The following is a 17,197-nucleotide window of genomic DNA, read 5'->3' as shown; positions in this document are numbered from 1 at the left end:
TCGCGGCCTCACCGCGGTGGGCCGCTGCTAACGCGATTGGCCGCCACTGTGTCGGTCGGTGCCCGCTGCGTGCGGTGGCGCCTGAGCGCCGCGCCGTCTCCGCGCCTCCAGCACCGCATAGCCGGCACAGGCCAGCAGCAGCGGGCCGAGGTAGTAGAAGGCGCGATAGGCCAGCAGCGCGGCCAGCAAGGCCGACTGCGGCGCCTGCGATCCCAACAGCGGCAGCACCACCGCTTCCAGCACGCCGATGCCGGCCGGCACGTGGGCGATGGCGGTGGCCACGGCCGCCGCCAGCAGTGCGCCGAGCACCGAGAGGTAGGCCACGCCGGCCGGCATCAGCACGTACAGCAGGGCCCCCATCAGCGCCCAGTTGCCGGCACCCAGGCCGAGTTGCAGCAGGGCCAGCGGCAACGGCGGCAGGTGCAGGACGTGGCCGCGCACCTGCAGCGTGCGGCCATGCGCGCGCTGGCAGCCGATCAGGTACGCCAGCACGGCGGCCAGCATCGCGGCGCCGATCCAGGGCAGTGCCGCGCCGCTCAGCGGCCACTGCGCCGGCGTGCGCAGGCGGCCGCTGACCAGCAACGCGCCGGTCAACAGCAGGTAGCCCATCCAGTTGGTGGCGATGGCGAAGCCGACCACGCGGCTGATCGTCGCCAGCCCCAATCCGGCGCGCCCATACAGGCGGTAGCGGATGCCGGTGCCGCCGATCAGCGCGCCGACATTCAGGCTGAAGGCGTAGGCGATGGTCGCGATCGCCATCACCCGCGGCGTCGGAAGCGCATGCGCCGCGTAGCGGCGCGCGGCCAGGTCGTAGCCGGCATACAGCACATAGCTGGCCAGGCTCAGCCCGGCTGCGGCGGCCAGGGTGCCGGCGCCGTAGCCGGCCAGGGTCGTGCCGACCTGCGCCCAATCCACGTTGTGCGCCGCGCGGACCAGCAGCACCGCCACCAGCACCAGGAAGGCCAGATAGGCGACGCGGCGCAGCACGCGCCAGCGTTTGCGCGGTCGGCTCATGGCGCGTGCCGCTTGCGCCGCAGCACCGCGGTGCGCGGCGTGCGCGCCGGCAGCCGGCTGGCCCACTGCGGCACGTTGCGCAGCACATGGAACAGCAGCGGCCGCAGCAGCGGTTGCCAGAAGCGTCCGCGTGGCACCTGCGCCGGTACGACTTCGCGGCAGTGCCGTTGCATCAGCCGTTGCAGGCGCCCGTGCAGGTCACGCGCGAAGGCGGCATTGCGGATCACCAGGTTGGCTTCCAGGTTCAGCGCCAGGCTCAGCGGATCCAGATTGCTCGATCCCACCGTGCTCCAGTGGCCGTCGATCACCGCGACCTTGCCGTGGAACGGGCGCTCGCAGTATTCGAAGATCTGCACGCCGGCATCGACCAGATGCCGGTACAGCGCGCGTGCGGCGAACAGCGCCAGCGGCGTGTCCGGCTGGCCCTGGAAGATCAGCTTCACCGCCACCCCGCGGCGGGCAGCGGCGCACAGGTCGCGCAGGAAGCCGTAGCCGGGGAAGAAGTAGGCGTTGGCGAGCACGATCTCGTGCCGCGCGCCGCGGAACGCCTGCCGGTAGGCGCGTTCGATGCTGCGCGAACGGCCGGCATTGTCGCGCGGCAGGAAGCACACTTCGGCCTCGCCGGCGGGTGGCACATCGACTTTCTCCTGCGGCACCCACCCCGCGCCGGTGCCGTGGGTGTCCAGGGTGCGGCGCACGAACGCGACCATGTCCGCCACCACCGGGCCGTGCACCTCCACCGCGTAGTCCTGCTTGGCCTCCGGGCCGAAATCGGCCAGATGATCGGCCGACCAGTTGATGCCGCCGATCATGCCGATCCGCCCGTCCACCACCAGCAGCTTGCGGTGCATGCGCCGGAACACGTTCAGGCGCACGCCGAGCAGGGTCGGCTGCTGGTCGAACAGGCGCAGCTCGGCGCCGGCCTCGGTGAGTTCGCGCACGAAGCCGGGCGAGAGATCCGGCGAGCCGAACGCGTCCACCAGCAGGCGCACGCGCACGCCGCGGCGGGCGGCGGCGACCAGGTGGTCCTTCAGCGCCAGGCCCACCTTGTCCTCGAACCAGATGAAGGTCTCCAGCAGCACCTCGTGCCGGGCCGCATCGATCGCGGCGAAGGCGCGCGGGAAATACGCATCGCCGTTCTCCAGCAACTGCAGGCGGTGCCCCTGGCGCCAGCGCGTGTCGCGGTTCGCCGCACGGTTCACAGCACGATCCTGGCATGCAGCGGCGCGTGGTCGGACAGGTGCGACCAGGGGCGGCCGGTCAGCACCCGTGCGGCCTCGATGCGCACGTTGCGCAGATAGATCCGGTCCAGCGGCAGCAGCGGCCAGCGCGCCGGGAAGCTGCGCGCCACGCGCCCGTGCAGGTGCGCGAAGGCCTCGGTCAGGCCATGCCGCTGCAGCAGCGGATGCCCGCGCTGGCGCCAGTCGTTGAAGTCACCGGCGACGATCAGCGGCGCCTGTGCCGGCAGTTCGGCGACCAGCGCGCCGAGCAGGCCGATCTGCCGGCGCCGGTGCGCCTCGCGCAGGCCCAGGTGCACGCAGATCGCGTGCACCGCCATGGCATGCCCGGGGATCTCCAGCACCGCATGCAGCAGTCCGCGGTGTTCGTGGCCGGCGATGGAGACGTCGCGGTTGACGAAGGAGGCGATCGGGAAGCGCGACAGCAGCGCGTTGCCGTGATGCCCATGCGGATACACCGCATTGCGGCCGTAGGCGAACTGCGGCCACAGCGCGTCGGCGAGGAATTCGTATTGGCTCTGCGCCGGCCAGTCGGCATGGCGGCCGGCATGCACCTGGTGTTCGCCCAGCACTTCCTGCAGGAACACCAGGTCCGCGGGCAGGGCGCGGATCGCCGCGCGCAGTTCCGGCAGCATGAAGCGCCGCTTCAGCACGCTGAAGCCCATGTGCGCATTGATGGTCAGCAACTCGATCGCAGGCATGCCGGGGCAGGACGAAAACTACGCCGGCCATTGTCGCCGGCGTGCGCGTGCGGCGTGTGACGGCGTCGCCTCGCGCACGTGCCGCCGCTGCGTTGCCGGCAGCGGCGGCAGGCGTCCGCTCAGCGCCGCGCGGCGATGATCTTGCTCAGGTAGTCCGGCGTGCCCTCGACCCGCACCAGGTGCGGATACTGCAAGCCGTCGTGGTAGTTCACCGGCACGTCGCGCACGCCGCCCTGGTACTTGAGCGTCAGCACGATCGGCGCGCTGCCGCCCTTGGCGTCGGCGATGGCCTGCTTGAGCGTGTCGCGCGAGTAGTCCTGGCCGTTGACCGCGAGCACGGTGGCGCCGCTGCTGACCCCGGCCTTGAACGCCGGCCCGTCCCACAGCACGTCGTTGATGCTGGCGTCGTCGTTCATCACCAGGCCGATCGACCAGGCGAAGTTGTAGCGGTGCCGCGCCGACTGGTGGCGGCCGTCGTACTGCTTCTCGAATGCGCTCGGCTGGTCGGTGTACACCAGCTTCCAGCCGCTGGCCTGCAGGCCTTCCAGCAGCGGCGGATCCACCTGGTACACGCGCCGGTTGATGTAGTCGGCCCAGTCGTAGTGGACCACGCCGTCGAGCGCGGCGATGACGTCGTCGAAGGTGTAGGTCTTGACCGCGAAGCTGCCGTCGTCGATACCGAAAAACGCCTTGGCCACGTCGTCCAGCGACTTGCGCCCGCCGCTCATCGCGCGCAGCTTGGCGTCCACCGCCAGCCACACCATCTGCCCGCCGCTGTAGTAGTCCTCGCTCATCTGCCAGCTGCGGTAGGGCAGCGGCGCGCGATGCGCGGCGGTGGGGTCGTTGGTGGTGTCCTCCAGCGAGCGCCAGCGGAAGCCGGCGCGGTTGCGGTCGTAGTTGGCCGCGGTCATCGCCAGCGCGTCGCGGAACTGCTGCGGCGTCCACATCCCGGCGCGCGCGGTCAGCACATACCCCCAGTACTGGGTCTGGCCCTCGTAGACCCACAGCAGCGAGTCGCCCATCGGCACGTTGAAGGTGGGCGTCCACAGGTCGGCCGGGCGCCGGAACTTGCCGTTCCACGAGTGCGTGTACTCGTGCGCGAGCAGGTCGCGGTCCGGGGCGTTCTCGTCCCAGGCGCTGAAGTAGTCGGCAGCCAGCCCGTTCTCGCTGGACTGGTGGTGCTCCAGGCCGTTGCCGCCGAGCACGTCCGACAACGAGAACAGGAAGTCGTAGTGCGCGTAGTGGTGCGAGCCGAACAGCTTGATCGCCTGCACCGGCAGGTTGCGGTGCGCCTGCAGCTGCTCGGCGCTGATGTCCAGGAACCGCGGCGCGTCGGCGACCACGTCCAGGTGCACCGGCGCGCCGCCGGCCGGGGTCAGGTCCACGCGCTTGAAGTAGCGCCCGGCGTAGATCGGCGAGTCGACCAGGGTGGTGAAGTCCACCGGCTTGAAGGTGGTGGTGGCGCCGTTGCGGCTGGCGGTCTCCAGCGCGGTGCCGAACTCCCAGCCGGCCGGCAGGGTCACGCTGGGCACCACGGTGATGCCGCGGGTGTCGTGGCCGGCCGGGTACAGCGCCACCTTGTTCCACTCCAGCTGCAGCATCTTGTCGGTCATCTCGAAGCCGTCGTCGCGCGGCGACAGGTACTGGAAGCTGGCGTCGATCGCGCGCACGCCTTGCGGCACGTCGACGTGGAAGCTGTACACGTCGAAGGTGTCGCGGCGCCACGGCAGCGGCTTGCCGTTGGCGGTGAGGGTGAGGCCTGCCAGCATCGCCACCGGCCCGCTCGGCGAATGGTCGCCGGGGATCCACTGCGGGTACTGCAGGGTCAGCCGCCCGGCGCTGACCGGAATGGTCTCGCGCACCCGGTAGATGCCCTGGCGCACGTCGCCGGCGTCCACCTGCAGGGTCAGCGTGCCGGGATAGGGCGTGTCCTGCGGCGCCGGCACGTCGGGCGTGCGCACCACCTGCGCCTGCGCGGCACCGGCGAGCGCCAGGCCGATGCTGAGGACCAGCGCCCGGCGGGCGCGACGGGAGACGGGGAAAGCGGTGGCGGACATGCGCGGCTCCGAAGGGCAGGGTACGGAAGCGCGGAACGTTAGCACCTGCCGCCGCCGCCGGTGCAGCGGGTCGGCCCGGCCGGGAACACGCCGGGCGACGCCGTTCATGCGGGTGCAGTGCGCCTGCGGCTGTCGGAAGGCGGTGCGCCGATGCGGCGCCCATCCAGTGCGTCCCGGCAGTTGGTTGCCCGCGTCGGTCTGCCGCGGGGCAATTCGCTCACAAGCGAGGCGTCGCCGGCCGCCTTGCCCGTCCGACGCTGCGGCCAGCGCGCGCGCCGCTTCAGTCCTTCAGTGCCCCGTCGCCCGGATCGCTGGCGGCGTAGGTCGAGGTCGGCAGTTCCGCGGCGTGCGGATGCCGCAGCGCCTCGCGCAGCGGTGCGGGCAGGTGCTCGACCGCCAGGATCACCTTGCCGAAGTGCACGTCGCGCACCGCGCTCGACGGCACCACGAAATCGCCGCCGTTCTCGATATTGATGACAAAGGCCGCGCCGCCGTCGCGCACTTCGCGCACCGCACCCACACCGACCTCGCCGTCGGCGACGAACACCATCTGGCCTGCTTCCACACGCTGGGACATCGCGCACCGCCTTGTCTGGGAGAAAAATCCGCGCGGCCGGGCGTGCGCCGACGCGGTCGGGACGATGATCGGACGCGCATTCGTCGCGGGGCGTGAATGCGGCGTGGCGGGCTGGTCAGGGCTCACCGATCAAGGCCTCCGCCGGCAACCCGGCGGGCCGGCCGCTCAGCCGCTCGAACTCGCCCACATCGTGTGAGCAGAACACCTGGACGTCACCGCCCTGCTGCCGGCACAGCGTGCGCAGGCGATGCTGGTTGTCCAGGCGCGCACGCCGGTCCTTTTCCAGCATCCACTGGTACAGGCGTAATCCCGGTGGGCAATGTGGACGCGTCGGGTCCATCTCGCCAGCGTGGAAATATGCGTCCCCGGCCAGCAGGTGCCAGCGTCCGCTGGCCTGCACGGCCACGCCGGTATGGCCGAAGGTATGCCCGGGCAACGGCACCAGCAGGATGTCCGGCGGCAGGCCACGCAGCGCACGGATGCAGTCGAAGCCCTTCCACGTCTCGCCATCGGCCGCGGCGTAGGTGCGCCAGCGCGTGCGGTCCCTCCACTGCTGTGGGCGGAAGCGCTGGCGGTCCATCCAGCTCGCTTGGCGCAACGCGTGATCCCGCTCGCTGGCCAGCAGATGCACCTGCGCCTGTGGGAAGTCGTCGAGGCCGCCGGCATGATCGAAATCCAGGTGGGTCAGGACGATATGGCCCACGTCGCGCGGATCCAAGCCCAGTCGCTGGATCTGCCGGATCGCGGTCATTTCTGCACGGAACGCCGGCCGTACCAGGGTCAGGAAAAAGCGGCTGAGACGGCTGTGCGGATCGGCGACGTCCCGCAAGCCGAATCCGGTGTCAACCAGGACCAGGGTGTCGTCGGTTTCGATCAGCATGCAGTGGCAGGTCAACTGGCCGCGTTGCAGCAGGCCGGTGCTGCTGCGTCCGTCCATCCAGTGGCCGCCGAGCGGGCAGGTGGAGATGCAATTCAGATGATGCAGGCGCATCGCCGTTCCTTGCGTGGCGCTCCAGCATCGGCGGCATCGGGTTGGAGGCATGTGACCGCTCCGTCAACCCGCCGTGGTCCATTGGAACCGCAGGTCAGGCGCTTCCTGGCGCCGCGGGTGATGCCGGCCTGCGCGGCTCCTTCGTGCAGCGAACGCGTTGGCCGCCGCGCACGGCAGTGCCATCATGCGGGTGGAACGATGCCTGGGAGGGCAGGATGCGAAGCGAGAAAGAGAAGATGCTGGCCGGCGAGGCCTATCGTCCCAACGATGCGCAACTGCAGGCCGAGCAGGACGCGGCCAGTGCCTGGATGCGGCGCTACAACGCGGCACTGGCCGAGCCGCCGGCGCGGCGGCACGCACTGCTGGAAGAGGGGCTGGGCTCGGTCGGACGTGGGGCGGTGGTGCGGCCGCCGTTCCATTGCGACTACGGCTACAACATCCACCTCGGCGAGGACGTGTTCCTCAACTTCAACTGCGTGATCCTGGACGTGGCGCCGGTGCACATCGGCGCCGGCACCCAGATCGGCCCGGCGGTGCAGCTCTATGCGGCCGATCATCCGCGCGAGGCCGCGCAGCGTGCCGAAGGGCTGGAACTGGGGCGGCCGCTGACCATCGGGCGCAACGTCTGGATCGGCGGCGGCGCGATCGTGCTGCCGGGCGTGACCATCGGCGACGATGCGGTGATCGGCGCCGGCAGCGTGGTCACCCGCGACGTGCCGGCCGGCGCGCGCGTGGCCGGCAATCCGGCACGCCTGCTGAAGCCGCACAGCGCCTGAATTTGATCCGGGTCAAGGCGGGCGCCGCGCAACGGGTGTGCAATGCTGTCCTAGCCGCCGCGCGCGGCGTCACCGGAGGCACCCCATGTACCAGCGCATCCTGATCGCCATCGATGGTTCCGAGTTGTCCGCCAAGGGTCTGCAGCAGGGCCTGGCGCTGGCCGCCGCGCTCGGCGCGGAGGTGGATATCGTCACCGTGTCCGAGCCGTGGGCGATGGGCATGTACGACGCGATGGGCTGGAGCGTGGGCTACGAGGCCAGCCCCGAATACCGCCAGGACCGCGAAGCCGGCGCGCAGACGATCCTGGCGCCGGCGCTGGCCGCCGCCGCGGCCACCGGGGTGACCGCGCACGGCCGCCACGTGCTCGACCGCTACGCCGCCGAGGGCATCATCGACATGGCCGTGGCCTGCAACAGCGACCTGATCGTGATGACTTCGCACGGCCGCCGCGGCATGAGCCGGGTCCTGCTCGGCAGCCAGACCGCCGAAGTCCTCACCAACAGCCAGATCCCGGTGCTGGTGATCCGCTGAGCGGCTGACGGCCCCGCGCTGGCATCGGCGCGGAGGCTGGAACGATCGACGCCTGCGGTCGGCGGGTGCCGGCGCGGCGTCGCCGCACGCGGCATGGCTCTCGCGAATGACGCTGCGCGGCCCGGGGTAGGTCGCCGGATGCAATGAGCAGGCGGCGACGTAAGACCGCCGCATCGACCGCTACCGCGGCCACTGCGTGTCACGGTGCCGTATGCGGCGGTCGGCCGGCGTTCGGCGGATGCGTACACACACCGCTGCGCCGCCGTTTGGCAGCGCACAGTGTGCGCGTCACCAGCTGTAGAGCTTCCAGTACACCGGCGAGACGTTGTCCTTGCTGCCGTCCACTTCCATGTGGCCGTCGCCGTTGCGGTCGTACAGGTAGTAGGCCGGTCCGCGCGCCGGCGTCACCTTGACCATGCGCAGTTGGCCGCCCACTCGGTATTCGTCGACGGTGTCGCCGTTCTCCATCTTGCGCTGGGTCGTTTCCGCGCCGCGCACGTCCACGGGCGCGCCGTCCGGGCCAAGGCCGGTGGAGGCGCAGCCCGCCAGCAGCAGCAACGGGACCAGGATCAGGGCTTTCATGACGGTGTTCTCCACGGGCAGGACATGACGCAGAGTATGCGCCGAGTGTGTGCGTACGGCATGCCAATGGCGGGCCAGACCCTCACCCCAACCCCTCTCCCGGTGGGAGAGGGGCTCGCAGTTTCCTTCTCCCCTCGGGAGAAGGTGCCCCGTAGGGGCGGATGAGGGTACGGGCGCAGCCTCGTGGATCAGGTCGGCGCGTCGCTTCGCGCCGTACCCTCACCCCAACCCCTCCCCCGGTGGGAGAGGGGCTCGCAGTTTCCTTCTCCCCTCGGGAGAAGGTGCCCCGCAGGGGCGGATGAGGGTGCGGGCGCAGCCTCGTGATCCAAGTCAGCGCGTCGCTTCGCGCCGGACCCTCGCCCCAACCCCTCTCCCGCTGGGAGAGGGGCTCGCGCGCTTCCTTCTCCCACCGGGAGAAGGTGCCCCGCAGGGGCGGATGAGGGTACGGGCGCAGCCTCGTGATCCAAGTCAGCACGTCGCTTCGCGCAGACCGTCACCCCCAACCGCTCTCCCGCTGGGAGAGGGGCTCACCGCCGCAGCGTAGAATTGGCCGATGAGCCGATTAGTCCTGATCGACGGGTCCAGTTACCTGTATCGCGCGTTCCACGCGCTTCCGCCGCTGACCAATGCCGCCGGTGAGCCCACCGGCGCGCTGTTCGGCGTGGTCAACATGTTGCGCGCCACCCTCAAGGAGCGCCCCGAGTACGTGGCCTTCGTGGTCGACGCGCCGGGCAAGACCTTCCGCGACGAGCTGTACCCGCTGTACAAGGCCAACCGCCCGCCGATGCCCGACGAACTGCGCGCGCAGATCGAGCCGATGTGCCAGATCGTGCATGCCCTGGGCATCACCATCCTGCGCCAGGACGGGGTCGAGGCCGACGACGTGATCGGCACGCTGGCCCTGCAGGGCGCCGGCGACGGCCTGGACGTCACCATCTCCACCGGCGACAAGGATTTCGCCCAGCTGGTGCGCCCCGGCGTGCAGCTGGTCAACACCATGAGCGGCAGCCGCATGGATTCGGATGCGGCGGTGATGGAGAAGTTCGGGGTCTGGCCGCACCAGATCGTCGATCTGCTGGCGCTGATGGGCGACGCCATCGACAACGTGCCCGGGGTGGAGAAGTGCGGGCCCAAGACCGCGGCCAAGTGGCTGGCCGAGTACGGCTCGCTGGACGGGGTGATCGCCCACGCCGACACCATCAAGGGCAAGATCGGCGACAACCTGCGCGCGGCGCTGGAGCGCCTGCCGCTGAACCGCGAACTGGTCACCATCAAGACCGACGTGGCGCTGGCCGGCGGGCCCCGCACCCTGGGCCTGCGCGAACAGGAACCGGAGCAGCTGCGCGGCCTGTACCAGCGCTACGGCTTCACCCAGGCGCTGCGCGACCTGGACGGCGGCGTGGCCGCGCCGGAGGCCGCCAGCGAGGCCACGCCCAGCCTACGCGGTACTGCTGCCGGCTATGCCCGCGGCGCCGCGCCGGCCGATGCCGCCGTGCTGGATCCGGCACTGGCCGCCCAAGGCGACTACACCGCGGTGAGCACACCCGAGCAGTTCGAGGAACTGCTCGCGCGCCTGCGCGCCGCCGACGGCTTCGCCTTCGACACCGAGACCGACGCGCTGGACGCGATGCGCGCCAACCTGGTCGGGCTCAGCTTCGCCACCGAGCCGGGCCGCGCCGACTACCTGCCGCTGGGCCACGACTACCCCGGCGCGCCGGTGCAGCTGGATCGCGCGCTGGCGCTGGCGCTGCTCAAGCCGCTGCTGGAGGATCCGGCCAAGGCCAAGGTCGGCCAACACGGCAAGTACGACCTGCACGTGCTGCGCCGCCACGGCGTGGAGGTGCAGGGCTACGCCGACGACACCATGCTGGAGAGCTTCGTGCTCAACTCCACCGCCAGCCGCCACGACATGGATTCGCTGGCCCGGCGTTACCTGGGCTACGACACGGTGAAGTACGAGGACGTGGCCGGCAAGGGCGCCAAGCAGATCGCCTTCTCGCAGGTGGCCATCGACGATGCCACCCGCTACGCCGCCGAGGACGCCGACATCACCCTGCGCCTGCACCGCACGCTGTCGGCGCAGCTGGACGCCGAGCCGGCGCTGGCGCGGGTCTACCGCGAGATCGAGATGCCGCTGGTGCCGGTGCTGGCGCGGGTCGAGGCCAACGGCGTGTGCGTGGACATCGCGGAGCTGCGCAGGCAGAGCCAGGACCTGAGCCAGCGCATGCTGGCGGCGCAGCAGAAGGCCACCGAGCTGGCGGGGCGCAGCTTCAACATGGACTCGCCCAAGCAACTGCAGGCGGTGCTGTTCGACGAACTGAAGCTGCCGGCAGTGCTGAAGACCCCCAAGGGCCAGCCCAGCACCAACGAAGAGGCGCTCGAGGCGATCGCCGACCAGCACGAACTGCCGCGGGTGATCCTGGAGTACCGCGGCCTGGCCAAGCTGCGCGGCACCTACACCGACAAGCTGCCGGAGATGGTCAATCCCGACACCGGCCGCGTGCACACCAGCTACCACCAGGCCGGTGCCGCCACCGGGCGGCTGTCGTCCTCCGATCCCAACCTGCAGAACATCCCGATCCGCACCGACGACGGCCGCCGCATCCGCCGCGCCTTCGTCGCCCCGCCGGGGCGCAAGCTGATCGCCTGCGACTATTCGCAGATCGAGCTGCGGATCATGGCCCACCTGTCCGAGGACCCGGGCCTGCTGCGCGCCTTCGGCAGCGGCGTGGACGTGCACCGCGCCACCGCTGCCGAGGTGTTCGGGCGCAAGCTGGAAGAGGTCACCGGCAACGAGCGCCGCGCCGCCAAGGCGATCAACTTCGGCCTGATGTACGGCATGAGCGCGTTCGGCCTGGCCCGCAACCTGGGCATCGGCCGCGGCGAGGCGCAGGACTACGTGGCGCTGTACTTCAGCCGTTACCCCGGCGTGCGCGACTTCATGGAGCGCATGCGCGAGCAGGCGCGCACCCAGGGCTACGTGGAGACCCTGTTCGGCCGCCGCCTGTACCTGAACGACATCAACGCCCGCCAGCAGGGCCTGCGCGCCGGCGCCGAGCGCGCGGCGATCAACGCGCCGATGCAGGGCACCGCCGCCGACATCATCAAGCGCGCCATGGTGGGCGTGGACGCCTGGCTGCAGGCGCATCGCGACCGCGCGTTGATGATCCTGCAGGTGCACGACGAACTGGTGTTCGAGGCCGATGCCGATTTCGTCGACACCCTGCTGCCGGAAGTGACCCGGCGCATGGCCGCGGCGGCGGAGCTGAAGGTGCCGCTGGTGGTGGACAGCGGGGTGGGCGACAACTGGGACGAGGCGCATTGATCGCCCGGGTCCCGGGGATGCATCCGGGACGCGGCCTGCGCTGCGGTGTCTTGCGTAGACATCGCACGCGCGTGAACCACGGATATCGAAATCGGATTTTCCCGGGGATTATCCCGCCAGTGATTTTCGCTTTCCCATTCGCGTTGGTTTTTTGACCCGATCAAGCGCTACGTGCCGCGGAATTCCAACTGGCGTCACACCTGCGGCCGCGCGGCGCAGCCGCGTTTGAACGGAATTTTGACGCAGTGTATTCGCGGCGATTTTGGGAATGAATCCGTCCTTAATCTGACAAATTTTTAACTTAAATCTTCACGAACGAGCAAGGTGGGAAATGTTCTTATATCCCTCGACAGGCGCAATACCTGTCGCGGATCTCCTCCCATCCCCTGGAGCAGATCCAGGAACGGCGACTCCTCCCCAAGTCCCCGTTCCCTGGCCCCGCCGACCTCCCCCTGGTCCGCGGGGCTTTTTTATGCCTGCAGGTTTGCCGGCGCCGCGTTCCTGCCGTCCGCTGCCGCGCTCAGCGGCGCGTGTCGGTGGGCTGCTGCAGTTGGTACAGCGCGTCGTCCAGGCTGTCCAGCTGCGTGGCCAGCAGCGCGCGGGCATCGTGCAGGCCGCGGTTGTAGTAATGCGCGCCGATGCGCTCGGCGACGAAGTCGAGCAGGAATTCGGCCTGAACGCGCCGACCTGCTGCTGCAGCTCGGTGCGCAGGTAGGCCTGCACCTGTTCGGCGATGGCGCGCTTGTCCTCGCGGCTCAGCACCGCGGTGCGCGCGGGTGCGCTCATGCCAGCCATTCGCGCGGCACCAGGTACTCGGCCAGGCGCGCCTCGGCGCTGCCCGGTTCGGGCTGGAAGCCGTATTCCCAGCGCACCCGCGGCGGCAGGCTCATCAGGATGCTCTCGCTGCGGCCGCCGCTCTGCAGGCCGAACAGGGTGCCGCGGTCGTAGACCAGGTTGAATTCGACGTAGCGGCCGCGCCGGTACAACTGGAACTCGCGCTCGCGCTCGCCCCAGGGCAGGCTGCGGCGGCGTTCGACGATCGGCAGGTAGGCGTCGAGGAAGCCGTCGCCGACCGCGCGCTGGTAGGCGAAGTCGCGCTCGAAATCGGCATGCAGGTCGTCGAAGAACAGGCCGCCGACGCCGCGGGTCTCGTTGCGGTGCTTGAGGAAGAAGTACTCGTCGCACCAGCGCTTGTGCGCCGGATAGCGGTCTTCGCCGAACGGCGCGCACAGGTCGTGCGCGGTCTGGTGCCAGTGGCGGGCGTCCTCGTCGAACGGGTAGTACGGGGTCAGGTCGAAGCCGCCGCCGAACCACCAGGCCACGGTGGCGCCATCGCGCTGCGCCTCGAAGTAGCGCACGTTGGCATGGGTGGTGGGGATGTACGGGCTGAGCGGATGGAACACCAGCGACACCCCGACCGCGCGCCAGGAGGCGCCGGCCAGTTCCGGGCGGTTGGCGCTGGCCGAGGGCGGCAGGCGGGTGCCGGCGACGTCGGAGAAGCCGATCCCGGCCTGCTCGAACAGGGCGCCGTCGCGCAGGATGCGGGTGCGGCCACCGCCGCCCTCCGCGCGCTGCCACAGGTCTTCGGCGAAACGGGCCTGGCCGTCGGCGGCCTCGACCGCCGCGCAGATGCGGTCTTGCAGGCCAGTGAGATAGTCGCGGACACGGTCGAAGGTTTGCATGCCGCCATTCTAGAAGCTCGTCGTGTCAGGCGTCTGCGGCGGGATGCGCAGACCGAACGCGTGCGTCAGCGGCGGAACTCGGCGCGGATCGCGGGGCGGCACAGCTGGTAGACCAGCCAGCCATGCAGGCCGGCGAAGACCAGGGCGGTCAGCGCGCCGCTGAGCATGAAGGTGATCCGGCCCAGGGCCAGGTCGTGCTGCATCTGCTGCGGGTCGAAGGCGTGCTGCGGCGCCCAGGCCTGCAGCATGTCGAGCAGTTGCCACAGCAGCGGCAGCACCGCGAAGTTGCCCGCGGCGGTGACCACCAGGAACACGATGAAGGCCAGCCGCGCCCACTCGCGCCGCTGCAGCAGCGCCCACGCCGCCGCGCACAGGCCCGCGGACAGCAGCGCGGTCAGCCAGGACAGCGCCAGCGCATGGGTCACGCACCATTGCAGCAGCGACGGCAACGCCAGGCCAGCCTGGCGCAGCACGCCGTCGATCGCCCCCTCCGGCAGCGCCATCAGCAGCAGGGCCTGGCCAATGCCGTACAGCAGCGACAGCACCCCCAGCAGCAGCGTGAGCTTGGCCATTGCATCGATGGTCTGGTTGCGGGCGGCAGTCAGGGGCAAGGGCGGGGGCGGCATCGGCGGTCCTTCGGTCGGGGCGACACCGGCATGTGCGTCGGCGGCAGTCCGGCAAGGATAGGGACGGTGGACCCGGGCGCAAGCCGGGTGGGCGCGAGGGGGCGGCCCAGCGGAGGTGCCGAGAGCGCGCGGTCTCGCGGCCAGGGCACGGCCGATGCGGTGTCGCCAGGAGCCCGGGCTACGGCAAGGTCGTGCCGATGCCGTCCGGGTCCGGGCGCCCTGGCCGCCAATGCCGCCGGGGCGCAAGCACCTGTCCTGCTAGCCGTGGGCGCCTGCGTAGGAGCGGCTTCAGCCGCGACGGGGCGTTCCCGGGAATGCGTGTCGCGGCTGAAGCCGCTCCTACGGGACGGCGCGATGCGTGACGGGCGCAGGTGGTCGGCGGGATCCTAGGGGCGCCGACGCGGCGGCGCCCCGGCGAGCGGCCGGCTCAGCGCAGCTCGCGCTCGAACAGCTTGAGGATGCGCTTGTACTCGTCCAGCCAGGAATCGGCGCGGGTGAAGCCGTGCTTCTCCAGCGGGTACGGCGCGATCTCCCAGTTGTCCTTGTGCAGCTCGATCAGCTTCTGGGTCATGTCCACCGAGTCCTTGAAGAACACGTTGTCGTCGACCATGCCGTGGGCGATCAGCAGATGGTCGCGCAGCCCGCTGGCGTACTCGATCGGCGAGGAGGTGCGGTAGGCCTCCGGGTCCAGGTCCGGGGTGTTGAGGATGTTGGAGGTGTACTCGTGGTTGTACTGGCTCCAGTCGGCCACCGGGCGCAGCGCGGCGCCGGCCTTGAACGTGCCGGGGCTGCGGAACAGCGCCATGTAGGTCATGAAGCCGCCGTAGGACCCGCCGTAGATGCCGGCGCGGCTGCGGTCGCCCTGCTTGCTGTCGACCAGCCAGTCCAGGCCGTCCAGGTAGTCCTCCAGCTCCGGATGGCCCATGTCGCGATAGATCGCAGTGCGCCAGTCGCGGCCGTAGCCGGCGCTGGCGCGGTAGTCCAGGTCCAGCACGATGTAGCCCTTCTGCACCAGCAGGTTGTGGAACATCTGCTCGCGGAAGTACGGGCTGTAGCGCGCCGAGACGTTCTGCAGGTAGCCGGCGCCGTGCACGAACATCACCACCGGGTAGCGCTTGCCCGGCTCCGACTGCGCAGGGCCGTAGTACTTGCCCCAGACGGTGCCGGCGCCGTGCTTGGACGGCACCTGCACGAACTGCGGCTGCACCCACGGGCGCGCCTTGAACGCGGCGCTGCGGGTGTCGGTGAGCACGCGCGCGTTGCCACCGGCGGCCGGCAGCACCGCCAGCTGCGGCGGCAGGTAGGGGCCGGAGTAGTGCACCAGCAGCTGCTGGCCGTCCGGAGACAGCGCGAAGTCTTCCACGCCGTCCAGCGCGGTCAGTTCGGCGACGCTGTCGTTGCGCAGGTCGAGCTTGCACACCTCGTAGTCGCCCGGCCACTTGCGGTTGCACAGGAACAGGAAGCCCTGGCCGTCGGCGCTGACCACCGGCGCGGACACTTCCCACTTGCCGGAGGTGCGCTGGCGCGGCTTCTCGTTGCCGCGCTGGGTATACAGGTGCGCGTAGCCGGACTGCTCGGACAGCAGCCACAGCGTCTGGTTGTCCGGCATCCAGCCGAAGTCGTTGAAGCTCCAGTTGATCCAGGCCGGATCGGTGAGGCGGTGGCGCGGCTGCAGTACCGCCTTGTCCAGGTCGACGCTGGCGATCCAGCGGTCCTTGTTGTCCACCGCGCGCAGCAGCACGGCGACGTTGCGGCCGTCCTCGCTCCAGTGCATGGAGGCGCCGCTGCCGTCGCCGTCGGTCTCCACGCGCACCGCGCGCGGGCCCTGCAGCGGCTCCTGCTTGGCGGCCTTGCGCAGCGCCGCCAGCGGATCGGTGCCGATCCCGGGCAGCACCGACAGGTCGAGCTTGCGCGCGCTGCCGGCCACCGCATCGACCAGCCACAGGGCCTGCGCCACCGGCGAATTGCGCCCGACCAGGGGGCGCGCTTCCTGGAACTCGGCGTAGCCGGACTCGGTCACGTAGCGCGGCATCTTGCTGTCGCGGCCTTCCTCGGCGCCCTTGGTGTGGGTGACCACCAGCAGGTGGCGGCCGTCCGGCGACAGCGCGCTGTCGTCGACCACCACGTCGTCGCCCAGGTACACCGGCGCCGGCGCCCGGCTGCTGTCGGCGCGGCGCCAGGCCTGCTCCTGCTGGCGCAGCAGCTCGCGCTGCGCGCGGTCGCGGGCCAGGGTTTCCAGGGTGCGCAACTGCTGCTCGCGCAGCACGTCGGGCTTGGGCGCGGCATCGGGATCGCGCTCGGCCTTGAGCACCGCGGCCTGCTGCACGCCGCCGCCGGGGCTCCAGCGGTACCAGTCGTTGCCGACCCGCCACAGCGCGCCGCCATCGGTGGTGAACTGCGGCCGTGCGGCAGCCTGGTTGCTGCGGGTCAGCTGGGTCAGCGCGCCGCTGCGCAGGTCGCGCAGGAACACGTCGCCGTTGCGCACGAACAGCATGCGCTGGCGGCCTGCGTCGTAGACCGGGTTGGCCGCATCCAGGGTGCTGCGCTGGGCGTCCTCGACCCGCTGCGCGGCGCTGCCGTCGATGCCCTGGCGGTAGGTGTCGCGCACCGGGCTGCCGGTGCGCTTGAGCTGGTACTGCACCTGCCGCCCGTCCCAGGCCCACCAGGCATCCTCGACCGGCGGCCCGATCCAGTCCGGATCGGCCATGGCCTGCTCGATGGTCAGCGGGGCGGCGGCATCCTGGGCCGCGGCCAGCGGCGGCAGGCAGGACAGGGACAGCAACACAACAGCGCTCAGGGCGAGACGACGCATCTGGGATTCCGGACGAACGGCAAACCGCAAGCGTAGCAGCCGCCAGGGCGGCGGCGATTGCGCCATCGGTCATGGGCGGGCCGGGTCAAGGCGATCGGAGCAAGCGGCCCTCGAGTGCCGCGGCCCAGTCGTGGCGGCGCCCATTCAGGGACACGGCACCTGCTTCGGTCATCGATCGTGCCGCGCACGATGCAGGCGTGTGCCCGGGGGTGGGGGCTTGCGCACTGGCGTCAGTGCGTTGAAAAACGCCCATTCGTGATGCCGCACATCGCTCAATGCGCGCA

The 17,197-nt window shown here is 70.5% G+C and carries 13 protein-coding genes and 1 pseudogene; 3 read left to right on the top strand and 11 right to left on the bottom strand.

The window, feature by feature from the left end; translation table 11 throughout:
* Window positions 1–27 precede the first annotated feature (27 nt).
* From NUG21_RS20325 to NUG21_RS20300, 6 genes are all read right to left on the bottom strand, one after another.
* Window positions 28–1,014 carry a lysylphosphatidylglycerol synthase domain-containing protein gene (locus NUG21_RS20325; RefSeq protein WP_263391857.1) on the bottom strand — a complete coding sequence of 329 codons (987 nt, stop codon included), beginning with the start codon at window positions 1,012–1,014 and terminating at the stop codon, window positions 28–30.
* Window positions 1,011–2,216 carry a cardiolipin synthase ClsB gene (gene clsB, locus NUG21_RS20320; protein ID WP_160946943.1) on the bottom strand — a complete coding sequence of 402 codons (1,206 nt, stop codon included), beginning with the start codon at window positions 2,214–2,216 and terminating at the stop codon, window positions 1,011–1,013. Before clsB ends, NUG21_RS20325 begins: the two co-directional genes overlap by 4 nt.
* Window positions 2,213–2,953 (bottom strand): endonuclease/exonuclease/phosphatase family protein, encoded by a 741-nt coding sequence (locus tag NUG21_RS20315; protein ID WP_160946944.1) that lies wholly within the window; start codon window positions 2,951–2,953, stop codon window positions 2,213–2,215. Before NUG21_RS20315 ends, clsB begins: the two co-directional genes overlap by 4 nt.
* A gap of 119 nt (window positions 2,954–3,072) precedes the next feature.
* Entirely contained in the window at window positions 3,073–5,010 is a 1,938-nt protein-coding gene (locus tag NUG21_RS20310; RefSeq protein ID WP_263391856.1) for a M61 family metallopeptidase, read from the bottom strand.
* 280 nt (window positions 5,011–5,290) lie between these two features.
* Window positions 5,291–5,587 carry a hypothetical protein gene (locus NUG21_RS20305; RefSeq protein WP_184502703.1) on the bottom strand — a complete coding sequence of 99 codons (297 nt, stop codon included), beginning with the start codon at window positions 5,585–5,587 and terminating at the stop codon, window positions 5,291–5,293.
* A gap of 115 nt (window positions 5,588–5,702) precedes the next feature.
* The gene (locus NUG21_RS20300; protein WP_019797931.1) at window positions 5,703–6,578 is read right to left on the bottom strand and encodes an MBL fold metallo-hydrolase; all 876 of its coding nucleotides are present in this window, start codon (window positions 6,576–6,578) and stop codon (window positions 5,703–5,705) included.
* 215 nt (window positions 6,579–6,793) lie between these two features.
* On the opposite strand from NUG21_RS20300, the gene NUG21_RS20295 reads away from it, so the two are divergent.
* Together NUG21_RS20295 and NUG21_RS20290 are read left to right on the top strand one after the other, a co-directional pair.
* Entirely contained in the window at window positions 6,794–7,354 is a 561-nt protein-coding gene (locus tag NUG21_RS20295; RefSeq protein ID WP_160946947.1) for a sugar O-acetyltransferase, read from the top strand.
* Window positions 7,355–7,439: 85 nt separating this feature from the next.
* A complete protein-coding gene (locus NUG21_RS20290) occupies window positions 7,440–7,886 on the top strand; it encodes a universal stress protein (RefSeq protein ID WP_242082880.1) in 447 nt (148 codons plus the stop codon).
* Window positions 7,887–8,174: 288 nt separating this feature from the next.
* On the opposite strand, the gene NUG21_RS20285 is transcribed toward NUG21_RS20290, so the two are convergent.
* Window positions 8,175–8,468, bottom strand: a complete 294-nt coding sequence (locus tag NUG21_RS20285; protein WP_160946949.1) for a DUF2782 domain-containing protein — start codon at window positions 8,466–8,468, stop codon at window positions 8,175–8,177.
* Window positions 8,469–9,021: 553 nt separating this feature from the next.
* Between NUG21_RS20285 and polA the strand changes: the two genes are divergently transcribed.
* Window positions 9,022–11,793: a DNA polymerase I gene (gene polA / locus NUG21_RS20280; protein ID WP_263391855.1), complete on the top strand. Its 2,772-nt coding sequence runs from the start codon at window positions 9,022–9,024 to the stop codon at window positions 11,791–11,793.
* Window positions 11,794–12,313: 520 nt separating this feature from the next.
* Here the strand turns inward: polA and NUG21_RS20990 are convergent.
* The 4 genes and pseudogenes from NUG21_RS20990 to NUG21_RS20260 all read right to left on the bottom strand — a co-directional run bounded on the left by NUG21_RS20990 (window position 12,314) and on the right by NUG21_RS20260 (window position 16,913).
* Window positions 12,314–12,579: pseudogene (locus NUG21_RS20990) on the bottom strand (DUF2164 domain-containing protein).
* Window positions 12,576–13,475, bottom strand: coding sequence for an oxygen-dependent coproporphyrinogen oxidase (gene hemF / locus NUG21_RS20270; RefSeq protein WP_263391854.1), 900 nt, complete (start codon window positions 13,473–13,475; stop codon window positions 12,576–12,578). The pseudogene NUG21_RS20990 and the gene hemF overlap by 4 nt, the downstream one beginning before the upstream one ends.
* Before the next feature lie 65 nt (window positions 13,476–13,540).
* Window positions 13,541–14,101, bottom strand: a complete 561-nt coding sequence (locus tag NUG21_RS20265) for a hypothetical protein (protein ID WP_263391853.1) — start codon at window positions 14,099–14,101, stop codon at window positions 13,541–13,543.
* A gap of 427 nt (window positions 14,102–14,528) precedes the next feature.
* Window positions 14,529–16,913 (bottom strand): S9 family peptidase, encoded by a 2,385-nt coding sequence (locus NUG21_RS20260; RefSeq protein WP_263391852.1) that lies wholly within the window; start codon window positions 16,911–16,913, stop codon window positions 14,529–14,531.
* Window positions 16,914–17,197 lie beyond the last annotated feature (284 nt).

The organism is Xanthomonas sp. CFBP 8445, assembly GCF_025666235.1.
Lineage (GTDB): Bacteria > Pseudomonadota > Gammaproteobacteria > Xanthomonadales > Xanthomonadaceae > Xanthomonas_A > Xanthomonas_A indica.
The sequence above is the reverse complement of the archived record's forward strand: the minus strand, read 5'-3'. Positions and strand labels throughout refer to the sequence as shown.